We start from the raw sequence: 21,377 nt of genomic DNA, 5'->3' as shown, positions 1-21,377 counted from the left end.
CAGAGCTGACGGTGATCGGCACCAAATTTCCGAAATTAGAGCACGTTGGCCGGTGAACTCAGCGGCGCATCGAGGTCAAACCGAACGGCTGATCCGCTAGCGCAGCCGGTTGCCGTCAGCCCACACGCCGAGAACGTCGAACTCGGAGGAGAGCAGCACAGCGTCGGCGGCGAATCCGGGGCGCAGACTGCCGAGCTCGGTGAGGCCGAGCGCGCGGGCGGGAGCGCCCGTGACAGCATCCACCGCCTGTTCGATCGGCAGGCGCACGTCGGTCACCGCGCGGCGCAGCGCCTCGTCGAGCAGCAGCGTCGAACCGGCGATCGAACCGCCGGTCTCGCTCCCGTCGTCGAGACGGGCGACGCCGTCGCGCACGGTCACATCGAGTCCGCCGAGCGTGTACGCGCCATCGGCGGCTCCGGCGGCGGCCATCGCATCGGTGATGAGCGCGATCCGGCCAGGCGCCTCGCCGAAGAGCATGCGCACGACGTCGGCGTGCACGTGAGTGCCGTCGTTGATCACCTCGAGCGTGACGTCGTCGCGGCCGAGCGCGGCGATCACGGGGCCCGGGGCGCGGTGGTGAATGCCGTTCATCGCGTTGAACGCGTGTGTGAGCAGCGTCGCGCCGGCGTCGAACGCGGCGAGCGTCGTCTCGTAATCAGCATCCGTGTGCCCGACGGCAACGCGCACGCCCGCGTCGCTGAACGCGCGAACGGCGTCGAGCCCACCGTCGAGTTCGGGAGCGAGCGTGATCTGCCGCAGCGAACCGTCAGCGGCGCTCAGCAGCGTCTCGATGTCATCGCGCGTCGGTGCAACGAGCAGGTCAGCGGTGTGCGCGCCCTTGTGCCCGACGTCGAGAAATGGGCCCTCCAGATGCGAGCCGAGAATGAGCGGGTCGGATGCTGTCAGCTCGGCGATCATGGCGGCACGCTGCGCCAGGTCGGCGACGGATGCTGTCACGAGCGAGAGCACCGAGCGCGTCGTTCCGTGAGCGCGATGCACGGCGACCGCCGTGGCGACGGCCTCGCGCCCGTCGTCATAGGCGGCAGCGCCTCCACCGTGCCCGTGAATATCGATGAATCCCGGGGTCAGCCACGCGCCCGCGGCGTCGACCACGTCGTCGTCGGGCGCGGCGCGGCGCCAGTCGTCGCCGATGCCGGTCGCTGTGACGACAGCATCCGTCATCTGCACCCACGCGTTCTCGGTGACCTGTGCATCGGTGACGAGACGGGCGGAGTGGATGACGGTCATTCGGCGATCCTCACGTCGAGGCCGCGCTCGGCGAACGCGGCGATGGTCTCTGGGCTCGCACCGGCGTCGGTGATGAGCAGATCGAACGCATCGAGCGGCGCGACGGAGGCGAACGCGCGGCGGCCGATCTTCTGAGAGTCTGCCACGATGACCGCCGACTTCGCGCGCTCGGCCATGAGCTGATTGACGCGTGCCTCGCCCTCGTCGTGCACCGTGGCGCCCTGCTCGGGGTCGATGCCGTTGACGCCGATGAAGGCGACGTCGATGCTGAGTTTGCCGAGCATCTCGTCGGCATACGGGCCGGTCAGCTCGTAGGAGCGGGCGTGCACGACGCCGCCCGAGACGACGACCTTGATGTGCGGGCGCAGGGCCAGCTGCGAGGCGATGTTTATCGCGTTGGTGACGACGGTGAGGCCAGCATCGCCCTGCGGGTCGCTCAGGTCGCCGCGCGTGGCAAGCTCGCTCGCGACCGCGGTCGACGTGGTGCCGCCGCACAGCCCGACGACGGAGCCCGGCGCGACGAGCTCGCTCGCGGCGCGCGCGATCGCGGCCTTCTCGTCGGCCCGCTGCCCGCGCTTGTACCGCAGCGGAAGATCGTACGAGACGGAGTGCCCGACGGCCCCGCCGCGCGTGCGCGAGAGGAGGTTCTGACTCGCGAGCGTGTCGAGGTCGCGGCGCACGGTAGCGGGGGAGACCTCGAGTGCGTCGACGACGTCGTCAACCTCGATCTGCCCGTTCTCGGCGAGCAGATCGAGCACGGCCTGCAGCCGCTCTGACCGGTTCACGTTGTGCCTCCGTGCGGGGCGAGGGCGAACAGTCGCTGCAGTCGCTCGGCCTCGGCCGACAGAGCAGCCCGCGCCGGGGCGAGGTACTTGCGCGAGTCGACGACGGCCGGGTTCGTCGCCAGAAACTCGCGAATCGCCCCCGTGAACACGCCATTGAGGTGCGTCGACACGTTGATCTTCGTCATGCCCGCGCGCACGGCGAGCGTGAGCACATCGTCGGCGACGCCAGACGAGCCGTGCAGCACGAGCGGCACGTCGAGGGCGGCGTGCAGGCGCGAGATGAGGTCAAGGTCGAGCGCCGCGACGCGCTCGGTCATGGCGTGCGATGAGCCGACGGCCACGGCGAGAGCGTCGACTCCCGTCTCGGCGACGAAGTCCGAAGCCTCGGCCGGGTCGGTGCGTACGCCGGGAGCGTGCGCACCGTCTTTGCCGCCCACTTCGCCGAGCTCGGCCTCGACGAAGACGCCCGCCGCGTGCGCGTAGGCAACGCTGCGGGCCGTTGCCGCGACGTTCTCGCCATACGGCAGCTTCGCGCCGTCGTACATGACTGAGCCGAACCCGAGGTCGACGGCCTCGCGCGTGAGGTCTTCGCTTTCGGCGTGGTCGAGGTGCAGGGCGACGCTCGCGCTCGACTGCTCGGCGAGGGCAGCGCACGCGGTCGCGATGGGTTCGAGCGCGCCGTGATAGCCGACGCAGTTCTGCGAGATCTGCAGCACGACCGGCAGCTGCGAGCGTTCGGCGGCGGCGACGAGGCCCTCGGCCGTCTCGAGGTGGATCACGTTGAATGCGGCGACGCCTGAGCGCGCCTGCACGGCGTCGTCGATGATGCTGCGCGTCGGGGTGAGGGTCATGGAGTCTCCAGGGTCGTGATCGTCACGTCACGGGCGAGGTCGGTATGAGAAGAATGGATGCTGCCGGCCAGCGGCATGAGCACGGCGGCTGCCGACCAGGCGACGGCCCGCCGCAGCAGCGTGTCGATGTCGGTCTCTCGGGCGGCGAGGTGTGCCGCAAGCGATGCGACGGCCGCGTCTCCCGCTCCCGTGGGGTTTCCGCGCAGCACGCGGTCGAGGCGCGCGTGGCGCACGGGTGCACCGTCCGCGGGTACGGCGATCATTCCCTCTTCGCCGAGCGAGACGACAACGATTCCCGCGCCGAGGTTCTGCAGGGCGTGGGCTCCCGCGACAGCATCCGATTCACCTGTCGTGTCGCGCAGCTCGTCGCGGTTGGGCTTGAGCAGCTGTGCTCCCGCGCGTGCAGCCCCGAGAAGCTGTGCGCCTGTCGCGTCGGCGATCGTGGCGACGCCGGCGGCGTTCGCGGGGGCGATGAGGTCTGCCGCGAGGTCGTCGGGCGCCTCGGGAGGCGTGCTGCCCGAGACGACGAGGCATCGCGCGCGAGGCAGTCGCGACGTCACGACGTCGTGCAGCTCCGTCCATACGGTGAGCGGCTGTGGGCTTCCCGATTCGTTGATGACCGTCGTCGTTCCGCCCTCGGTCTCGACGATCGCGGTTGAGCGGCGCAGCGGCCACGGCGTTCCCACGAGGGAGTGCGGCACGTCGCCGAGGTCGGCGCTGAACGCGGCCTCCGTCGCGCTCACGGGCGCGATGGCGACAGCATCCTCACCCTGATCGGTCAGCACACGCGCGACGTTAATGCCTTTGCCGCCGGCGCGCAGCTCGGCGGGGGCGACACGGTGTGTGGCACCGGGCGTCAGGCGCTCGAGTGTGATCGTGGCGTCGAGCGCTGGGTTGGGAGTGACCGTGATGATCATGGTGTCTCCAGCACAGCACGAGCGCGCAGGGCCGCGCCAACCAGGCCGGCGTTCTGACCGATGCTGGCGTGCATGAGCTTTGGGCGCCTGTGGAACGTCAAGTGCGAATACAGGCGCTCGCGAACGGGATTGAAGAGGGCGTCGCCGGCCTGGGCGAGCCCGCCGCCGAGCACAATGACCTCGGGGGCGAGCAGCGCCGTGGCGTGCGACAGGCCGAGCCCGAGGGCGTCGAGGGCCGTGATCCAGACCGCCTCGGCATCCGTGTCTCCCGCGCGGGCCCTCTCGAGTACTTCGCGGGCACCGGGGACGGGCGACGGTGTGAGCCTGTTGTAGCGGCGGGTGATCGACGCGGCCGACGCGATTGCCTCAAGGCAGCCGCGGCCCCCGCACGCGCATGGCTCGCCTCCCGGTGCGATGACCGAGTGGCCGAGCTCTCCCGCGTAGCCATCGCCGGCGACGGGCTTGCCATCGATGAAGATCGCTGCCGCGATGCCCGTGCCGATCGTGACGACGAGCGCATCGCGGTACGCCGACGCCGGGCCAAGCCGGTACTCGGCCTCGCCTGCGGCCCGCACATCGTGGGTGAACGATGCCGGCAGTCCGAACGCCTTTTCAGCGAGGTCGCGGAACGGCACGTCATGCCAGTTCAGATTCTCGGCGAAGAGGCCGAGACCGCGCTCGTCGTCGACGACGCCGGGGGCGATGAGTCCGACCGCTTCAGGCGAGATCGATGGATGCTGCTCGCGCAACGCCGCTCCCAGACGAGTGATCGTCTCGAGCACCGACTTCTCCGTGTGCTCCGGCTGAACGGGCGTCGGTGTGCGCTGCACCCCGAGCAGTTCGCCGTCGGGCGCGACGAGGGCGGACTTGAGATCAGTGCCGCCCACGTCGAACGCGAGAACGGGAGCTCCGGGGCCGAGCAGTGAGGTCATACGTCGAGAACCACCGACCGCGTGAGGTTGCGCGGCGTGTCGGGGTCGAGCCCGGCGTTGAGCGCCCGCTGAAGGGCGACGCGCTGGGCGCGCACGAGATCGGCGAGCGGGTCGATGCGAGCGTCTTCAAAGTGCGCGCCGGTGAGGGCGACGCTGTCGGCGAGCCCGCTCGGGGCCTCTCCGAACATCCAGCTCACGCGGCCGGGAGCGGCGATCGCGATCGGGCCGTGGCGGTACTCCATGGCAGAGTACGACTCGGTCCACGACTGCGATGCTTCGCGCATCTTCAGCGCGGCCTCGTGGGCGAGGCCGGTCGTCCAGCCGCGGCCGAGGAACGAGAACTGCTCGGCGTTGACGAGTTCTGTCGGCAGCTGCTCGTCGAGAATCTTCTCGGCGTCAGAGATCTGTGCCGAGACGTCGGCGCCCGTCGAGTGGCGCAGGAACGTGAGCGCGGTCGTGGCGAAACGCGTCTGCACGACGGACTTCTCGTCAGCGTAGGGAAACGCGATGACATCGTTGACCATGTTGACGATGGGGGTCTCGGTGTCGCCGATGATGGCGATCGTACGCGTCGAGTCGCCCACGTGCTCCAGCAGCTCGAGTACCTCGGTCGTGGTGCCTGACCGCGTCAGCGCGATGATCGCGTCGTAGTCGCGGTCGATGAACGCCTCGCTTGCGGCGAAGGCATCGGTGATTCCGAGCCCAGCGGTTTCGCGCAGGGCCGCGTAGGATTGCGCCATGAACCACGAGGTTCCGCACCCGACGACGGCGACGCGTTGTCCTGCCGCAGGAAGCTTCGCTGCGTCGTCGCTCTGCGTAATCGCGCGCGACCACATCTCGGGTTGGCTGGCTAGCTCTTGGGCCATGTAGGCACCGGCGTCAGGCATGGCGCATCCTCTCGTTTATGCGTGAAACTGATTATTGCATAGCCACATCAATCAGAATCAATCAGAAGCGCAATCACTCACCTCACATGAGCGACGCCCACCCGCAGCGCACAGAGTCGCCATGCCCTCCACTCAGCCCCGTCGACTCAGCGGCATGCGCCACGCCACAAGCTGGGCAACCGGTGTGCGCAATGGCGTCCCCTCCCTGACCTCACCGGCGTTCATGACGTCGACACGGCAGCCCATCCGCCTCGCGCTGAGAACGGCCTACGCAGGACCGTACTGCACGCCCGCCGCATCGAGGCGTGGCAGAAGGGCGCGCACGCGCGTCTCGCTGTCGCTGACAGCATCCGCCCATGCCATATCTGCAACGGCGAGCAGGCGCGGGAAGATCAGCGCGTCGATGTCGGCTGCCGTCTCGACGGTTTCCGTCCACAGGGGCGCTTCAATCCCGAGAATGTTCTCTTCGCCGACGCTCGGAACAAGAGTCGCCGGGTCCCAGTCAGCCACCTGCGACAGCGGAGTCGGCGCGCCCGTCCACTCGAGCCCCAGCCGAAAGCCGGATTCGGGCATGATGTCGAGATACACAGCATCGGCGGGGGAGAGAATGAGTGCACCGCCCTGACGAACAATTGAGACCGCCTGGTCGTCTGCGCCGTCTTGCGGAACCCGGTAGCTCCAATACTGACCGACGGTGCCGGGCGCAAGATCTGCGCACGTGCCGATCTCAAGCCAGCCGACCGGCGTCTTGCCGTGAGACGTGACGATGCGGCTCGCTCGCGACATGAAGGTGCAGTAATCCTCGTCCTTCGTCGCCAGCGACTCGTCTCCGCCGAGATGAAAGAACGGCCCTGGCGTCAGCGACGCGATGTGGCCGACGACGTCGTCGATGAACCGGTACGTCACATCGGCCTCGATGCTGAAAGACGAGAAGCCGACGGCAATGCCCGTGTACGGAGCAATCTTCGCCCCCTCGGGTGCCAGCTCGGGGTAGGCGACCATCGCGGCGTTGGTGTGACCGGGCATATCGATCTCGGGCACGACCGTGATGAAGCGGGATGCCGCATAGTGCACGATCTGCTCATAATCGCTCGTGGTCAAGAACCCGCCGTCGCCACCGCCGACCTGAGACTCGGCTCCGGAGCGCGTCAGCTCCGGCCACCCCGGAATCTCAATGCGCCAGCCCTGGTCGTCGCTCAGATGCAGGTGAAGATGATTGATCTTGTACGCCGCCACATTGTCGATCAGCTGCATGATCGTGTCGACGCCGAAGAAGTGTCGCGCAATGTCGAGCATGACGCCGCGGTAGGCGAAACGCGGCGCGTCGACGATGGTCACGGCCGAAACCTCCCACCGTGCTGACGCTGGCGTACGCGACTCGATCTCGGCAGGCAGCAGCTGCCGCAGTGTCTGGATGCCCGCGAAGAGCCCGGCATCTGCGGGTGCGTCGATTATCGCGTTGCGTCCGTCAACCACGAGGCGGTACGCCTCCGCCTGGTTGCCGGTGGAACTCGCAGCCTCGGCGTTGATCTCGAGCACGATGTCGCCCTCGGCGGCTGCGCCTGCCGACACCGCGAACTCGTAGCCCGTGGCGGGACGCAGCACGCTCGCCAGGTAGTCGCCGAGCTCAGGCCGGTCGGTCACGATGCGGGTGCCCTCGGTGATCGTGAACGTTCCCTCCTTCTCGTCAACGGAGCGAGGCTGAGGCAAGAGCACGGGAAGCGACACGAATACCCTCCGGAGTTGGCTGTGGTGGTTCGGCGAGTCTACCGAGATAGTGTGACGACGTGACCGTTCACGCACCGCGATTTGAGCCACCGATACTTCACGATCTGTCGCCTTCGGATCTCGACGATCTGCTGCCTGGCGATTTGCGCGAGGGCGAGCGTTTCGAGGGTGCGTCGCTCGCTGGTCGTGACCTTGCCGACCTCACGTTCTCAGAGTGCGCTTTCGACGATCTCGCTCTCGCCGGACTCGTCTGCCGCGGAGCGCGCTTCACCGACTGCACGATCGCGTCGGGCGACGGAGCCACCGTTTCGGCACCGTCCCTGAAACTGCGCGACGTCGACGTCAGCCGTTCGCGCATCGGGTCGCTCGAGGCCTACGACAGCCGCTGGAATTCAGTGCGCTTCACGGGATGCAAGCTCGGGTTCGTGAACCTGCGCGGCAGCGCTCTCGTCGATGTCGTCTTCGAAGACTGCCAGATCGACGAGCTCGACCTCGGGGCGGCATCGGCCACACGGGTCAGCCTCAGCGGGTGCCGCGTGGGCACGCTCGAGGTGCCCGGTGCGACACTCGCGCACGTCGACCTGCGGGGTCTCGAGCTCTCGCGCATCGTCGGCATCGACGGGTTGAAGGGCACAGTGATCGACGAATCCCAGCTGGCGCAGCTCGCTCCGTTCTTCGCGTCGCAGCTCGGAATCGAGGTGTGCTGACGTGCGTCCCCTCGACGTCGACAACCGCATGGACGTCGCGGCACGATTCGCCGACTTCGCCCATCACGAGGCATACGGCAACTCGGAGCGCTACGACAACTGGTGCCAGGCGATCGCGGCAGATCACGAGGTGTGCGGTCTCATCGCCGATCTTCCCGCGCACAAGCAGCAGCCCAACCTCGTGCTCGCCGCGACGCGATATCTCGGAGTCCCTGAAGCGCCACCTGAGGTCTTTCTGGCCTGGCTGCGTGAGCACTGGAACGACGTGCGCCGCGAGGTTCTCGCGCGGTCGACGCAGACGAACGAGGCCGGGCGCACAGCCGTGATTCTGCCTCTGCTGGCGCAGCTCGATGGTCCGATTGCTCTCATCGAAGTGGGAGCATCCGCTGGCCTCTGCCTCTACCCCGACCGCTATAGCCACGTGTATGACGACGCGGTGCGCATCGACCCGCCTGCGGGCCCCTCGACCGTCGTCACGCGCTGCGCGACGACCGGCGGTGTTCCTCTGCCGCAGCAGGTGCCCGAGATCGTGTCGCGGTTCGGCGTCGACCTCAATCCGCTCGACGTGAGTGACCCCGATGACATGCGGTGGCTGCACGCGCTTATCTGGCCGGGGCAGAACGACAGAGATGAGCGACTGGATGCTGCCGCGGCGATCGCCCGCGCCGAGCCGCCGACCCTCGTGCGCGGCGACCTCAACGAGCAGATCGAGAGCATCGTCGACGCTGTACCCGCGGGAGTGACGCCGGTCGTTCAGCACACGGCCGTGCTCGCGTACCTGGACGCGGCAGGGCGCGACCGCTTCTACGGGCAGATGGCGCGGCTCGGCGCGCGCTGGATTTCGTTCGAGGGGCGCGGTGTGTTTCCCCAGATCGACCGTACGATCCCCGGACGCAGGCAGCGAGACGACAACCGCTTCGTGCTCGCGCTCGATGGGCAGGCGCAGGCGTTTGCGGCGCCGCATGGGCAGCGGATGCACTGGCTGTGACGGCGCGAATTGCGCACTGCCCCCACCCCGTCGAGTACTGACTGAGAAGATCGAGAGATGGAAGCGCCCGTCGTCATTGACCTCGACTCCTGGCCGCGCCGGGAGCACTTCGAGCATTACCGCAACACCGTGCCCTGCACCTACGCGATGACCGTTGACCTTGACGTCACGGCATTTGCCGATGCTCTGCGCCGTTCCGCACGCAAAACGTACATCGCTCAAATCTGGGCGCTCGCCACCGTTGTCAACCGGCACGACGAATTCAGAATGTGCCTCACGGAATCGGGAGCCCCGGCCATCTGGTCGGTCGTCGACCCTGCCTTCACCGTCTTCAACACCGAGCGAGAGACGTTCGCCTGCGTCTCGGCTCCCTACGATCCCGACTTCGCCGTGTTTCACGAGTCGGCCGCCGCTCTTCTCGCGGCGCACAGCCGGGCAACGGAGTTCTTTCCCCAAGGAGCGCTCCCGCCGAACACGTTCGACGTGTCGAGTCTTCCGTGGACGTCATTTACCGGATTTACGCTTAATATCCGCGACAGCTGGGAGCATTTCGCGCCCATCTTCACACTCGGTCGTTACATCGAACGCGACGGCCGCACGGTGCTCCCTCTTGCCGTGCAGATTCACCATGCCGCCGCCGACGGATTCCACACGGCGCGTCTCGTGAATGAACTGCAAGAACTCCTGAACGACCCCAGCTGGGTTCGCTGACGCCGCGCGCGGGAGTGAGTGCTGCAGGAACACGCGCGGCAGCGCTTCCGCGACAGCATCCGCTGTTATGCTGTACGCGTCGCGACTGGCGTATTGACGGACGATTCCGGCGGGCTCGCAGCTCGCGGATGACCCGGCTCAGATGGGGCACCATCGGGGAGCGACGCTGACCCTCAGCATTGAGGCGGATTCGGCCGCACGCCTGGGCCGATACGGGATTTTCCATCCGCCTGTCACAAAGGAGCCAGCATGACCGATACGTTCAACGCGCCGCTGTCGGAGGTCGATCCCGAGATCGCCGCCGTGCTCGACCAAGAGCTGGGCCGCCAGCGCGACTACCTCGAGATGATCGCGAGCGAGAACTTCGTTCCCGTCTCCGTGCTGCAATCACAGGGCTCGGTGCTCACGAACAAGTACGCGGAAGGGTACCCGGGCCGTCGCTACTACGGCGGCTGCGAGTTCGTCGACATCGCCGAGTCCCTCGCGATCGAGCGCGCCAAGTCGCTGTTCGGCGCCGAGTACGCCAACGTTCAGCCGCACTCCGGTGCGTCTGCAAACGCGGCGGTGCTCTCCGCCATCGCGACGCCCGGCGACACGATTCTCGGCCTCGAGCTCGCTCACGGTGGTCACCTGACGCACGGCATGAAGCTCAACTTCTCGGGCAAGCTGTACAACGCCGTCTCGTACGGCGTTGACCCCGAGACGTGCCGCGTCGACATGAACGTCGTGCGCGACAAGGCGCTCGAGCACAAGCCGCAGGTCATCATCGCCGGCTGGTCGGCATACCCGCGTCAGCTCGACTTCGCCGCGTTCCGCGCGATCGCCGACGAGGTGGGTGCCAAGCTCTGGGTCGACATGGCGCACTTCGCCGGACTCGTCGCCGCGGGACTTCACCCGTCGCCGGTTCCGTACGCTGACGTCGTGTCGTCGACCGTGCACAAGACCATCGGTGGCCCGCGCTCCGGCTTCATCGTGTCGCGCGACACCGAACTCGCGAAGAAGCTCAACTCCAACGTCTTCCCCGGTCAGCAGGGCGGCCCGCTCATGCACGTCATCGCTGCCAAGGCCACGGCGTTCCTGCTGGCAGCATCCGATGACTTCAAGGATCGCCAGGAGCGCACCGTCTCGGGCGCCAAGCTCCTGGCCGAAGCACTCACGTCTGACGAGTCGCGCGCCGCCGGCGTCAACGTGCTCACCGGCGGCACCGACGTGCACCTCGTGCTCGCCGACCTGCGCGAGAGCGAGCTATCGGGGCAAGACGCAGAGAACCGTCTGCACGAGGTCGGCATCACGGTGAACAAGAACTCCGTGCCGTTCGACCCGCGCCCGCCGATGGTCACGAGCGGCATGCGCATCGGCACGCCAGCACTTGCGACGCGTGGTTTCGGAGATGCGGAATTCGCCGAGGTCGCCGACATCATCGCGCTGGCCGTGCGGCCGGATGCTGACATCGCGGCGCTTCGCGGCCGGGTGAAGACCCTCACCGACGCCTTCCCGCTGTACCCCGGGCTGCAGCAGTAGGGCGGGCAGCGAATGACCGCACAGATTCTTGACGGGCGCGCGGCGTCTGCCGACATCAAAGCCGAGCTGACCGAGCGCGTGGCAGCACTCAAGCAGAGGGGCATCACGCCGGGCATCGCGACGGTGCTCGTGGGTGCCGACCCGGCATCGCAGCTGTACGTGGGCATGAAGCACAAGCAGTCCGTCGCGATCGGCATGAACTCGATTCAGCGCGAACTGCCCGCCGATGCGACGCAAGAGCAGGTCGAGGCGCTGATCGACGAGCTCAACGCCGATCCCGAATGCCACGGCTACATCGTGCAGCTTCCGCTGCCGAAGCACATCGACACCGATAGCATCCTCGAACGCATCGATCCGGCGAAAGACGCCGACGGGTTGCACCCCACCAACCTGGGCCGACTTGTGCTCAACGTCAATGCGCCGATCGACACTCCGCTGCCGTGCACGCCACGCGGTGTGATCGAGCTGCTGCTGCGCAACGACTACGACCTCACGGGCAAGCACGTCGTCGTCGTGGGTCGGGGCGTGACGATCGGTCGCACGATCGGGCTGCTGCTGACGCGACGTCAGCTCAACGCGACGGTGACGCTCACGCACACGGGCACTGTCGACATGCCGCGCTACCTGCGTCAGGGCGACGTGATCGTGGCCGCTGCCGGAGTGAAGCACCTCATTCGTCCCGAAGACGTCAAGCCTGGCGCCGCGGTTCTCGACGTCGGCGTGACGCGCGAGGAGAACCCAGACGGCGGAAAGGCCAAGGTCTTCGGAGACGTCGACCCCGGGGTTGCAGACGTCGCCGGATACCTGTCGCCGAACCCCGGCGGCGTGGGGCCGATGACCGTCGCGCTGCTCATGACCAACGTCGTGGAGGCTGCCGAGCGCGCCGCCGGCTGAGGCAGCGGTGCCGTTCCGATAATCGGAGATTCCGGCGCGTCGGCGGCGTGTCGTGCGCAACACGCTGCAGCGGCCGGGAGGCTTCCGACTAGCGAACATCGGCTGGCAGAAAACGGGGTTTGCAGCATGATCGGCCCGCTTCTCGCGTCAGCGGTCACCCGACGGGACGTGAGTCTCCGAACTCGTGCGCGCCCGGTGACGTCGACACGGCAGCCGACGTGAAGAGGGCTGGATGCTGCTGGTCGCCGCGCAGCATCCGGGCGAGTCTTCTCGCGCGCCGCACCGCCGCGCGCGCCGGGAGCGCGACCACGAGTGACAGTGTGCCCGACAGCGACCGATCGTAGTGCCCCAGCATCCGCTTGCGCTCGAACGCTCGGCGCAGAGTGCCGCCCGTGAGGTTGAAGCGGCGCTCGGGAAATGGCAGGGGCCGGGCGGCGTTGCGACGGACGAGCTCGTCGAGCCGGTCGTCGACCGTGGTCGCGTGCGCGGGATGAAAGTAGTTGTCGTCGAGCCAGGCAGAATCAGGATGCCGCCACGCGCCGCGCGCCAGATCGGAGGCGTTGCCAAAGAGGTCGCTGCCCACGAACACCGTGTTGATCTGCCGCGGCCCGATGCCGAAGTCGTCGAGCAGCAGCACGGGCACGCCCGCGGCGATGGCCTCGAGCGCCGCCGTCGAACTCACGGTGACCAGCGCCGCAGCCCGCGAGAGGTGCTCCGCCATGGGACCATCTGAAACGACGAGATTGTCGGGAACACCGCCGATCGCGTCGACGACGTCGGGCGTGTCGAGCAGCGCCGCGAGGTCGTACTGCTCGAGGTGCGTCTGCGCTTCGCCGCGGCGCGCACGCGTCTTCACGACGACGCGCTTTCCGGTGTGCGCGCGAGCGGCAGTGCTCAGAATCTGCAGCAGCTGAACGCGCTCCTCGCGCGCAGCCGGCACCTTTGCCTGCACGGCGAAGACGATCGACCGCGCGTCAGTTCGTGCGCGCTGCTCCCGCGCTTCGAGAAACGGGAGAGTGGCGAGAGCGAAACGCATCTCGATGCCAAGCGACGCGGCATTGGCACTGAACTCCCGCACTTCGCGTCTGCTGTGCAGCACGATCATGTCGCACTGTTCGCGGTAGACGATCGCCTTCGGTTCGGCCGGAATCGTGAGGCCGGGGAGCCCCGACACGATGACGGGACGACCGGGAAGCTCCGCGATGAGCGGCGCGACGACGCGAACGAGCGGACCGCGCAGAGCCAGCAGCACGACGTGCGGGCGCTCAGTCTCGATGAGTGCCGTGAGGTCGTCGAGATCGATCGAGCGTGTGTCACCGCGCGTGAACCGTGTGCCCGCCAGAGCGGCATCGAGCTGCCTGGCGCTCGGCAGCACGGGCGACTTCAACAGCACGAGTGCCGCGCTCCACGATGCGTCGCGCTGCTCCGCGAAGGCGGCGCCCCACTTGAGATACGAATCGGAGTCGGCGATGACCAGCATCCGCCGCGTGCCCGTGCTCACGCGAGCACCCGCCGCAGCTTCGCTTTCGGCGCCTCTTCGCCGGGGAACACTCGCTTCACTCCGTCGCCCATCGCCTGCTCAATGACCCTAATGTCGCGCACGAGGTGCTCAAACCCCAGCGGCTCGAGCGACGCCGCGTGGTCAGATCCCCACATCGTGCGGTCGAGCGTGATGTGCCGCTCGACGGCGACCGCTCCCAGCGTCACCGCCGCGAGCGAGATCTGCAGCCCGCGCTCGTGCCCCGAATACCCGACGGGCGCGGGGTAACGCTGCTGCAGCTCGCCGATCACCCGCAGGTTGGCCTCTTCTGGCGGCATCGGATACGTCGACGTCGCGTGCAGAATCACGAGTTTCTCGGTGCCGAGGGTGGCGACGGCCATGTCGATCTCGTCGAGCGTCGACATGCCGGTCGACGGGATCACGGGCTTGCGCGTCTCGGCGATCGCCTCGAGCAACTCGAGGTCGGTGACGGATGCTGAGGCGACTTTGAACGCCGGAACATCGAGTTCGTACAGAAACGCGACACTCGGAACGTCCCACGGCGACGCGAACCAGTCGAGCCCGCGTTCGGCGGCGTGCGCGGCGATCTGCGCGTATTCGACGCGCCCGAACTCGACACGGCGGCGGTAGTCGAGGTAGCTCATCGTGCCCCAGGGCGTCTCGCGCGGCACATCTTTCATGTGCTCGGGCGTCGCGATCTCGGGAGTGCGCTTCTGAAACTTCACGGCCTGCGCGCCGGCGCTCGCGGCCACATCGATGAGCTGCTTCGCGAGCCCGATGTCGCCGTTATGGTTGAGGCCAATTTCGGCGATCACGTAGACGGGCTCGCCCATTCCAATGCGGTGGCTTCCGATCTGCACGGTCACGACAGGGCTCCTTCGGTATGAGCGACAGCGGGCGGTTGAGCGTGCGCAACGGCACGGAGTACGGCGTCGGCGAGTTCGCGCACGGCACCGTCGCCTCCTCGTCTGGTCAGCACACGCCGGGCGGCCGCGCGCACTTCGGGCGCAGCATCCGCTACGGCCATGGGCCAGCCCACGATCGTCGAGGCAGAGACGTCGCCGAGATCGTTTCCCAGGTACGCGATGCGATCGAGACGGATGCCGTTGGCTCGAGCCCACGCGGAGAGGGCGGCGCCCTTGTCGTCGATGCCCTGCCGCACATCGACCTCGAGCTTGCGTGCTCGAGCGGCGACGACGGGATGCTTCTCGGCAGAGAGAATCAGAACCCGGATGCCGGCGGCGCGAAGCCGCGCGATTCCGGCGCCGTCACGTCGGCTGACGCGCACGAGCTCTTCGCCGTCTGCGCCGATGATCGCGGTGTCGTCGGTGTGCACGCCGTCGAAGTCCGTGACGACAGCATCCACGTCGATGCGGTCTGACATCGCGCTTCCGGATGCTGTCAGCGCGGCGCGCTCTGCCGGGGCGCTGTTCTCGTCGCCGATCGCCACGGAAACCGAGTCGGCGGATGCTGTCTGCGCAACGCGCCCGCCGTCGACGCCACGCACGTCGACGATCGCGCGCGCAACACGCAGATCGTCGAGCGTGTCGATCTCGAGCGCGTTCTGCTCGGCGACGAGCTGCACGCCGACCCGCCCGAAGAACCGGTGCTTCGCCTCGAGAAACCCGCGCGTGCGCAGCACATAGAAGGCACCGGTCTCGCGATACTCGACGGGGCGGTCCTGGCGACGCTGCCGCGTGAGGCGCCGGTGGTTGACGCCGACCATGTTGCCCGGGTCGATCTCGTCTGGGCGCCAGAGAAACGAGTGGTTGGGAACGGCCGAGAAAACCACGTCGCTTGTGCCGGATGCGACGCGAGCGATGGCCTCGTCGATGTCGACCGGGTCGATGAACGGCGAGGTCGCCTGAATGAACACGGTGATCTCGGGCGCGGCACCGCGGGCATCGAGCTGCGCGAGCGCGTGCAGCAGGGCAGACTCCGACGTCGCTTCGTGTGTGGCCAGCTCATCGGGCCGCTCGATCACGTCTGCCCCGGCCGCCCGCGCGACTGCTGCAATCTGCTCGTCGTCGGTCGAGACCACGACCTTCTGTATGCGCGCAGATGCGGCCGCTGCCTCGATTGCGCGAACGATCAGCGGTGTACCGCCGACCTCGCGCAGGTTCTTGGCAGGTATGCCCTGTGAGCCGCCGCGGGCGGGAATGATGGCGACGACTGTCGCCCGGTCGTGGCCACGCTCATCAACACCGTGCATACGGCGACGCTAAGCCGGCGACGTTTCCCGTCGGTTCTGTCGGGGTAAACACGCGGTGGCGAACGTGCGTACGGTGTGAGTTGCAGAAGATGGCGGCCACGCGAGCTGGCGTGAAGAGCCACCTTCTGCAACTCACGTCAGCGAGCGACGGCCCTCCCGGACCGCCGCTCGGCTGAGACGTGTCTCCGGGTCAGCCCGTGTTCTGCAGCCCCGCAGCGACTCCGTTGACCGAGAGCAGCAGCAAGTTGCGCGCCTGGTCGATTGTCGTCTCGGTTTCTTGCGTCGCCGCACCTCGCAGCGTGCGCAGGGCGCGAAGCTGCAGTAGCGACAGCGCATCAACGTACGGCGTGCGCAGCCGCACGGCGCGCTGCAGCACGGCGCGGTTGTCGAGAAGCTCAGTGCTTCCGGTAGCGGCGAGCACCCATTCGCGCGTGCGCTCCATCTCGTCGAGAACGAGCGCCGCGAGGTCGTCACGATTGCCGAGCTGCAGGTACCGGGCGGCAATGCGCGCGTCGGTCTTCGCAAGCGACATCTGCACGTTGTCGATCATCGTCGTGAACAGCGGCCACTCGCGGTACGCCTTCTGCAGCTGCTCGCGGTCGCCGACAGCTTTGAGTGCTGTGCCGAGGCCGAACCAGCCGGCAAGGTTGATGCGCGCCTGCGACCACGAGAACACCCACGGAATCGCACGGAGGTCTTCGAGCGACTCGACCGAGAGTCCACGGCGTGCCGGACGCGAGCCGAGGGGAAGAAGGCCGACCTCTTCTTGCGGCGTGACCTCGGCGAACCACGGGGCAAAGCCTTCCGCGTGAACGAGCTCGTAGAAGCGCTCGCGGCTTGCAGCATCCATCACCTGCGCCATGTCGGCGAACGTCGTCGCCGCCGACGCGTTGAGCTCGCCGTTCGACGGGCTCGACGCCAGAAGGGTCGCCGACGCGATCTGCTCGAGGTGACGCAGCGCGATCGTCGGGTTGCCGTACTGGGCGAAGATGACTTCGCCCTGCTCGGTGAGCTTGAAGCGGCCGTCGACCGACCCGGGCGGCTGCGACAGCACGGCCTCGTTCGCCGGACCGCCGCCGCGGCCCATGGCACCGCCTCGGCCGTGAAAGAGAGTGAGACGGATGCTGTGGCGCTCCGCCCAGCGAGCGATCGCGTCTTGCGCCTCATACAGCGTCAGCGTCGCCGAGACCGGGCCGACGTCCTTTGACGAGTCGGAGTAGCCGAGCATGACCTCAAGGCGACGGTCGGTCTCGTCGAGGCGCTTGGCCACCTCGGGGAGCTCGATCATCTTCTCGAGGATCGCGGGAGCGTTCTTGAGGTCGTTGAACGTCTCGAACAGCGGAATCACGTCGAGCACGGGCGTCTCGCCGTCGCCGAACGCGTAGCGCGCGAGGCGGTGCACGTTGGCGATGTCGTCGACTTCTTGCGTGAACGAGATGATGTAGCGGCGGGCGGCGTTGACGCCGTAGCGGGACTGCAGAGCGCCGATCGTGCGGAAGACGTCGAGCACTTCGTCGGTCATCTCGCTCGGCTGCACGCCGCGGTCGAGTTCGTCGAGCGCCTGGCGGTGCACCTTCGAGTGCTGGCGCACCTCGAGCTCGGCAAGGTGGAAGCCGAACGTCTCGACCTGCCAGATGAGCCCCTGCACCTCGCCGTAGGCACTGCGCTTGTCGCCCGCGGCAACGAGGGAGTCCTGTACTGTGCGCAGGTCGTCGAGCAGGTCGTCGGGCCCGGCGTAGGCGAGGTCGGCGTTGCGACCGCGCGTCGCGGCGATGCGCTCGGCGATCATGAGCACGACACGGCGGTGCGGCTCGTTGGGGGAGCGCGTCGCGATCTCGCTGGTGAGCTCGTCGGCGAGTGAGCGCTGCCGCTGCCAGAGCTGCAGAAGCTCGGGGCTGGGTGCCGTATCGCCCGCGTCGAGCGTCAGCATCCGGCCGACGCGCGACGCCGCGTGCTCGAGCCCGAGCAGCACGTGCTCCGACTGAATCGCGGCCGCCTGGCGCGTGATCTTCGCCGTGACGTTGGGGTTGCCGTCGCGGTCGGCGCCGATCCACGAGCCGAATCGCACGAACGAGTGCGAGCGGGGCGGAAGCGTTCCGGCGGCCTTGCCCGTGAGGCGGTCGTCGATGAGGCGGTAGATGCGGGGCATCGCCTCGAACAGCGTCTGGTCGAAGATGTTCATCGCCGTGCGCACCTCGTCGAGCGGCGTCGGCCGCGTCGAGCGCAGGGGAGCGGTGCGGAACAGCACGTTGATCTCGGCGAGCAGCGTGCGTTTGGTCTCGGCCTGAACGTCTTCGCCCAGCCGCGGGTCGTCGTTTGTAGCGATGAGCTCGCTGATGCGGCGAATCGACGAGGCCACGGCACGGCGCCGCGCCTCCGTCGGGTGCGCCGTCAGTACGGGGCGGAACTCGAGCCCGTCGAGCATCTTCTGCGCGCCGTCTTCGCCGAGCTCGTCGACGAGGGCGTTCATGGTCGAGGTGAAGGACGCTCCGACGTCTTCGCCCGGTTCGGGATTGCGGCCCTGCAGTACGCGCACACGGTGGCGCTCCTCTGCGAGATTCACGAGGTGGAAGTAGCACGTGAACGCGCGCGCCACCTCTTCTGCCCGCTCGGGAGAGAACGATGTGACGAGCGCTTCAGCGTCTTCGAACGCGGCGGTGTCTTCGTTCTCGTATGCGGCGATCGTCAGGCTCCGCAGCCTCTCGACGTCGTCGAGAAGGTCTTTTCCGCCCGTCTCGATCAGCACACGGCCCAGCAGTTCGCCGAGAAGACGAACGTCTGAGCGGAGCGCGTCGGGAATCTCCAGATTGCGGGGGGCTTGGATGATCGTAATTGCCGACGTGGGGGGATACGTGTCAGTCATCGTTCTTCGAGGCTAGCGAGAGTTGCTCGTATCTCGTAATCGACGTTCGCTTTGTGACGTTCCCCTGCGGGTTCGCGAAACGACTCAGGTCGCTGTGAGGGCGGTGCCTCTTTCGGCAGCGGTCACCCCGAGAAACGGCTCGTCGAGTGTGGCGGGTGCTCGCAGAGTGTGGATGCTGTCGCTCAGAGTGCGCGGCCGGCGCCGTCGTCGGGATGCACCGTGAAGCACTCCGGCGCGCGGTACCCGGCATCGGCGAACGCCTGCATGACAGCATCCGCCGTCTCTCCCACGCGATCGTGCGCGACGAGCGCGATCGCGGCACCGCCGAAGCCGCCTCCCGTCATGCGTGCTCCGATCGCGCCGCACGCCTGGGCCGTCTCGACGGCGAGGTCGAGCTCGGCAACGGAGATCTCGAAGTCGTCGCGCATCGAGACGTGCGAGGCGTTGAGTAGATCGCCGATCGCCGCGGGTCCCTCAGTGCGCAGGGTGCGAACGGTGTCGAGCACGCGCTGGTTCTCGGTGACGATGTGCCGCACCCGACGGAACGTCTCGTCGTCGAGCTCACGTTTGGCGCGCTCGAGGTCGTCGACGTCGAGATCGCGCAGGCTCTTCACGCCCATGAGTCGCGCGCCCTTCTCGCATGACGCTCGGCGCTCGGCATAGCCGCCCGTCGCGTGGGCGTGGTCGACGCGCGTGTTCATGACGAGCACGTCGAGGCCGTACTGCTCGAAGCCGAGCTCGATCACCTCGGAGTCGAGCGAACGGCAGTCCAGAAACACGCCGTGATCGCGCTGACCGAAGAGCGAGGCGCTCTCGTCCATGATTCCGGTCGGCGCGCCGACGGCTTTGTTCTCGGCGAGCTGGCCGATGCGCGCGAGTGTCTGGGTGTCGAAGCCGAGCTGCCACTCGTCGTTGAGCGCGACGGCGACAGCGCACATGAGCGCGGCAGACGACGACAGCCCTGCTCCGGCGGGAACGTCCGAGGCGATGTGTGCGTCGAAGCCGCTCACCTGGCACAGATCGGCGCCGAAGTGCCGCATGGCCCAGATGACGCCGAACGGGTACGCCGACCAGCCGCTCAGCGTTCCGTCGGCGAGCTGCTCGACGTCGAGATCGTCGAGCGACACCGTGGCTGCAGCATCCGCGAAATCTGTCGTCATGCGCACGGTGCGGTCGTCTCGTGACCCCACGGCGACGGCCGTCGAACGGTCGATCGCGAACGGAAAAACGAAGCCGTCGTTATAGTCGGTGTGCTCGCCGATCAGATTGACGCGCCCCGGTCCGCGCCACACGCCGTCCGGGGTGTGCCCGTAGTGGGCGCTGAACGAATCTGCGGTTGAGCGTGGGGAGGTCATCATCGTGGCTCCTGGTCATTCGAGGCGGCGGATGCTGTCGGCTCGACGGGGTGCGCGATATCGGCGCGAGCGATGGCGTCGCGCAGGTTCTGCGCCGCCTTCTCGGGCGGGATGTCGCCGATCCACGCACCCATTGCCGCCTCGGATCCGGCGAGGTACTTGAGCTTGTCGGCGGCGCGGCGCGGCGACGTGAGCTGCAGCATGAGCCGCACGTCGTCGCGCGCGACGTTCACGGGCGCCTGGTGCCACGCGGCGATGTAGGGCGTTGGTGTGTCGTACAGGGCGTCGACGCCCCGCAGCAGCCGCAGGTACAGCACCGCGAGTTCGTCGCGCTCCTCCGCCGTCGTCTCGGTGAAGTCGGCGACGTGACGGTGCGGCAGCATGTGCACTTCGACGGGCCAGCGAGCGGCAAACGGAACGAACGCGCTCCAGTGCTCGCCGCGCAGCAGCATCCTCTCGCCCGCCTGTTCGCGCTCGAGAATGTCGGCGAAGAGCGTCGGCCCATAGGTATCAATGGCGTCGAGCACCTGGCGGGTGCGCGGCGTGATGTACGGGTACGAGTAGATCTGACCGTGCGGATGCTGCAGGGTGACGCCGATCTCGACGCCGCGGTTCTCGAAGGGAAAGACCTGCCGCACGTTCGGCATGGCGCTGAGAGCTCGAGTGCGCTCTGCCCATGCCTCAATCACGGTGCGGGCGCGCGTGCGCGAGAGCGAGCCGAACGAGCCTTCGCGCTCCGGTGAGAAGCACACGACTTCGCAGCGGCCGACCGAGGTTCGGGTGCGTTCGAGGCCGATGCGCGTCAGGTCGTAGAGGCCTCGCGGCTCGTTGTCGTCGCGCAGCAGCGGGCCGAACGAGGGCGACTTGTTCTCGAACACCGCGACGTCGTAATCGCTCGGTACCTCTGAGGGGTTCGTCGGCGTTTGCGGTGCGAGGGGGTCGAGCTCTGCCGGGGGCAGAAACGCGCGGTTCTGCCGGGCGGCCGCGATGGAGACCCATTCGCCGGTGAGTGGGTCCTGCCGCATGGTCGCTGTTGCGGGTCGAGGGTCGAGCTCGCGAGGATCGGCGCGGCGCTCGGCGGGAAGCTGCGTGTCGGGGTCGTCGAAGTAGATGATGTCGCGGCCGTCGGCGAGCTTGTGCGCCTGGCTCGTGATGCCGCCGGTCAGCGTCGAAAGAGCCGTTTTCGTTGTGCGGCGAGCATCGGTCTGTGCATTCTCGGGGGTGTCGGGCATCGGGTTCCGCTTCGCTTCCTCTTCTGCGCTACGTGTTCGGGTGTG

General features: G+C 67.7%; 18 protein-coding genes and 1 riboswitch. Of the genes, 5 read left to right on the top strand and 13 right to left on the bottom strand.

The window, feature by feature from the left end; all coding sequences use genetic code 11:
* Window positions 1-96: 96 nt before the first annotated feature.
* The 7 genes from nagA to ATJ78_RS14855 all read right to left on the bottom strand — a co-directional run bounded on the left by nagA (window position 97) and on the right by ATJ78_RS14855 (window position 7,348).
* Window positions 97-1,248: an N-acetylglucosamine-6-phosphate deacetylase gene (gene nagA / locus ATJ78_RS14885; protein ID WP_098408957.1), complete on the bottom strand. Its 1,152-nt coding sequence runs from the start codon at window positions 1,246-1,248 to the stop codon at window positions 97-99.
* Entirely contained in the window at window positions 1,245-2,033 is a 789-nt protein-coding gene (locus ATJ78_RS14880) for a DeoR/GlpR family DNA-binding transcription regulator (protein ID WP_098408956.1), read from the bottom strand. The genes nagA and ATJ78_RS14880 overlap by 4 nt, the downstream gene beginning before the upstream one ends.
* Window positions 2,030-2,884: a class II fructose-bisphosphate aldolase gene (locus ATJ78_RS14875; protein ID WP_098408955.1), complete on the bottom strand. Its 855-nt coding sequence runs from the start codon at window positions 2,882-2,884 to the stop codon at window positions 2,030-2,032. The genes ATJ78_RS14880 and ATJ78_RS14875 overlap by 4 nt, the downstream gene beginning before the upstream one ends.
* Window positions 2,881-3,801: a 1-phosphofructokinase family hexose kinase gene (locus ATJ78_RS14870; RefSeq protein ID WP_098408954.1), complete on the bottom strand. Its 921-nt coding sequence runs from the start codon at window positions 3,799-3,801 to the stop codon at window positions 2,881-2,883. The genes ATJ78_RS14875 and ATJ78_RS14870 overlap by 4 nt, the downstream gene beginning before the upstream one ends.
* Entirely contained in the window at window positions 3,798-4,733 is a 936-nt protein-coding gene (locus ATJ78_RS14865; protein WP_098408953.1) for an ROK family protein, read from the bottom strand. The genes ATJ78_RS14870 and ATJ78_RS14865 overlap by 4 nt, the downstream gene beginning before the upstream one ends.
* Complete coding sequence (locus tag ATJ78_RS14860; RefSeq protein ID WP_098408952.1) at window positions 4,730-5,620, bottom strand: SIS domain-containing protein; 891 nt, start codon at window positions 5,618-5,620, stop codon at window positions 4,730-4,732. The genes ATJ78_RS14865 and ATJ78_RS14860 overlap by 4 nt, the downstream gene beginning before the upstream one ends.
* Before the next feature lie 267 nt (window positions 5,621-5,887).
* Entirely contained in the window at window positions 5,888-7,348 is a 1,461-nt protein-coding gene (locus tag ATJ78_RS14855) for a beta-N-acetylhexosaminidase (RefSeq protein WP_169923476.1), read from the bottom strand.
* Window positions 7,349-7,407: 59 nt separating this feature from the next.
* On the opposite strand from ATJ78_RS14855, the gene ATJ78_RS14850 reads away from it, so the two are divergent.
* The 5 genes from ATJ78_RS14850 to ATJ78_RS14830 all read left to right on the top strand — a co-directional run bounded on the left by ATJ78_RS14850 (window position 7,408) and on the right by ATJ78_RS14830 (window position 12,169).
* Window positions 7,408-8,055 (top strand): pentapeptide repeat-containing protein, encoded by a 648-nt coding sequence (locus ATJ78_RS14850; RefSeq protein ID WP_143741436.1) that lies wholly within the window; start codon window positions 7,408-7,410, stop codon window positions 8,053-8,055.
* Between the two features lies 1 nt (window position 8,056).
* Window positions 8,057-9,043 carry a DUF2332 domain-containing protein gene (locus ATJ78_RS14845; protein WP_211288475.1) on the top strand — a complete coding sequence of 329 codons (987 nt, stop codon included), beginning with the start codon at window positions 8,057-8,059 and terminating at the stop codon, window positions 9,041-9,043.
* Window positions 9,044-9,100: 57 nt separating this feature from the next.
* Window positions 9,101-9,754, top strand: coding sequence for a type A chloramphenicol O-acetyltransferase (gene catA, locus ATJ78_RS14840; protein ID WP_098408949.1), 654 nt, complete (start codon window positions 9,101-9,103; stop codon window positions 9,752-9,754).
* Between the two features lie 71 nt (window positions 9,755-9,825).
* A riboswitch (ZMP/ZTP riboswitch) is annotated at window positions 9,826-9,969 on the top strand.
* A gap of 34 nt (window positions 9,970-10,003) precedes the next feature.
* Window positions 10,004-11,275 carry a serine hydroxymethyltransferase gene (gene glyA, locus ATJ78_RS14835; RefSeq protein WP_098408948.1) on the top strand — a complete coding sequence of 424 codons (1,272 nt, stop codon included), beginning with the start codon at window positions 10,004-10,006 and terminating at the stop codon, window positions 11,273-11,275.
* Between the two features lie 12 nt (window positions 11,276-11,287).
* Window positions 11,288-12,169 (top strand): bifunctional methylenetetrahydrofolate dehydrogenase/methenyltetrahydrofolate cyclohydrolase, encoded by an 882-nt coding sequence (locus ATJ78_RS14830; RefSeq protein ID WP_098408947.1) that lies wholly within the window; start codon window positions 11,288-11,290, stop codon window positions 12,167-12,169.
* Window positions 12,170-12,323: 154 nt separating this feature from the next.
* Here the strand turns inward: ATJ78_RS14830 and ATJ78_RS14825 are convergent, their stop codons facing one another.
* From ATJ78_RS14825 to galT, 6 genes are all read right to left on the bottom strand, one after another.
* Window positions 12,324-13,670, bottom strand: coding sequence for a DUF6716 putative glycosyltransferase (locus ATJ78_RS14825; protein WP_098408946.1), 1,347 nt, complete (start codon window positions 13,668-13,670; stop codon window positions 12,324-12,326).
* Window positions 13,667-14,536, bottom strand: a complete 870-nt coding sequence (locus ATJ78_RS14820) for an N-acetylneuraminate synthase family protein (RefSeq protein ID WP_098408945.1) — start codon at window positions 14,534-14,536, stop codon at window positions 13,667-13,669. Before ATJ78_RS14820 ends, ATJ78_RS14825 begins: the two co-directional genes overlap by 4 nt.
* On the bottom strand, window positions 14,533-15,882 hold the full coding sequence (locus ATJ78_RS14815; protein ID WP_098408944.1) for an acylneuraminate cytidylyltransferase: 1,350 nt from the start codon (window positions 15,880-15,882) through the stop codon (window positions 14,533-14,535). The genes ATJ78_RS14820 and ATJ78_RS14815 overlap by 4 nt, the downstream gene beginning before the upstream one ends.
* Window positions 15,883-16,072: 190 nt before the next feature.
* Window positions 16,073-18,745 (bottom strand): phosphoenolpyruvate carboxylase, encoded by a 2,673-nt coding sequence (locus ATJ78_RS14810; protein WP_098408943.1) that lies wholly within the window; start codon window positions 18,743-18,745, stop codon window positions 16,073-16,075.
* A gap of 182 nt (window positions 18,746-18,927) precedes the next feature.
* Window positions 18,928-20,100 (bottom strand): galactokinase, encoded by a 1,173-nt coding sequence (gene galK / locus ATJ78_RS14805; protein ID WP_098409423.1) that lies wholly within the window; start codon window positions 20,098-20,100, stop codon window positions 18,928-18,930.
* Window positions 20,100-21,332: a galactose-1-phosphate uridylyltransferase gene (gene galT / locus ATJ78_RS14800; RefSeq protein ID WP_098409422.1), complete on the bottom strand. Its 1,233-nt coding sequence runs from the start codon at window positions 21,330-21,332 to the stop codon at window positions 20,100-20,102. The genes galK and galT overlap by 1 nt, the downstream gene beginning before the upstream one ends.
* Window positions 21,333-21,377: the final 45 nt, after the last annotated feature.

Origin of the sequence: Paramicrobacterium agarici (assembly GCF_002563955.1) — a bacterium.
In the GTDB taxonomy this organism is placed as follows: Bacteria; Actinomycetota; Actinomycetes; order Actinomycetales; family Microbacteriaceae; genus Paramicrobacterium; species Paramicrobacterium agarici.
This window is presented reverse-complemented; position numbering and strand designations above follow the sequence as displayed.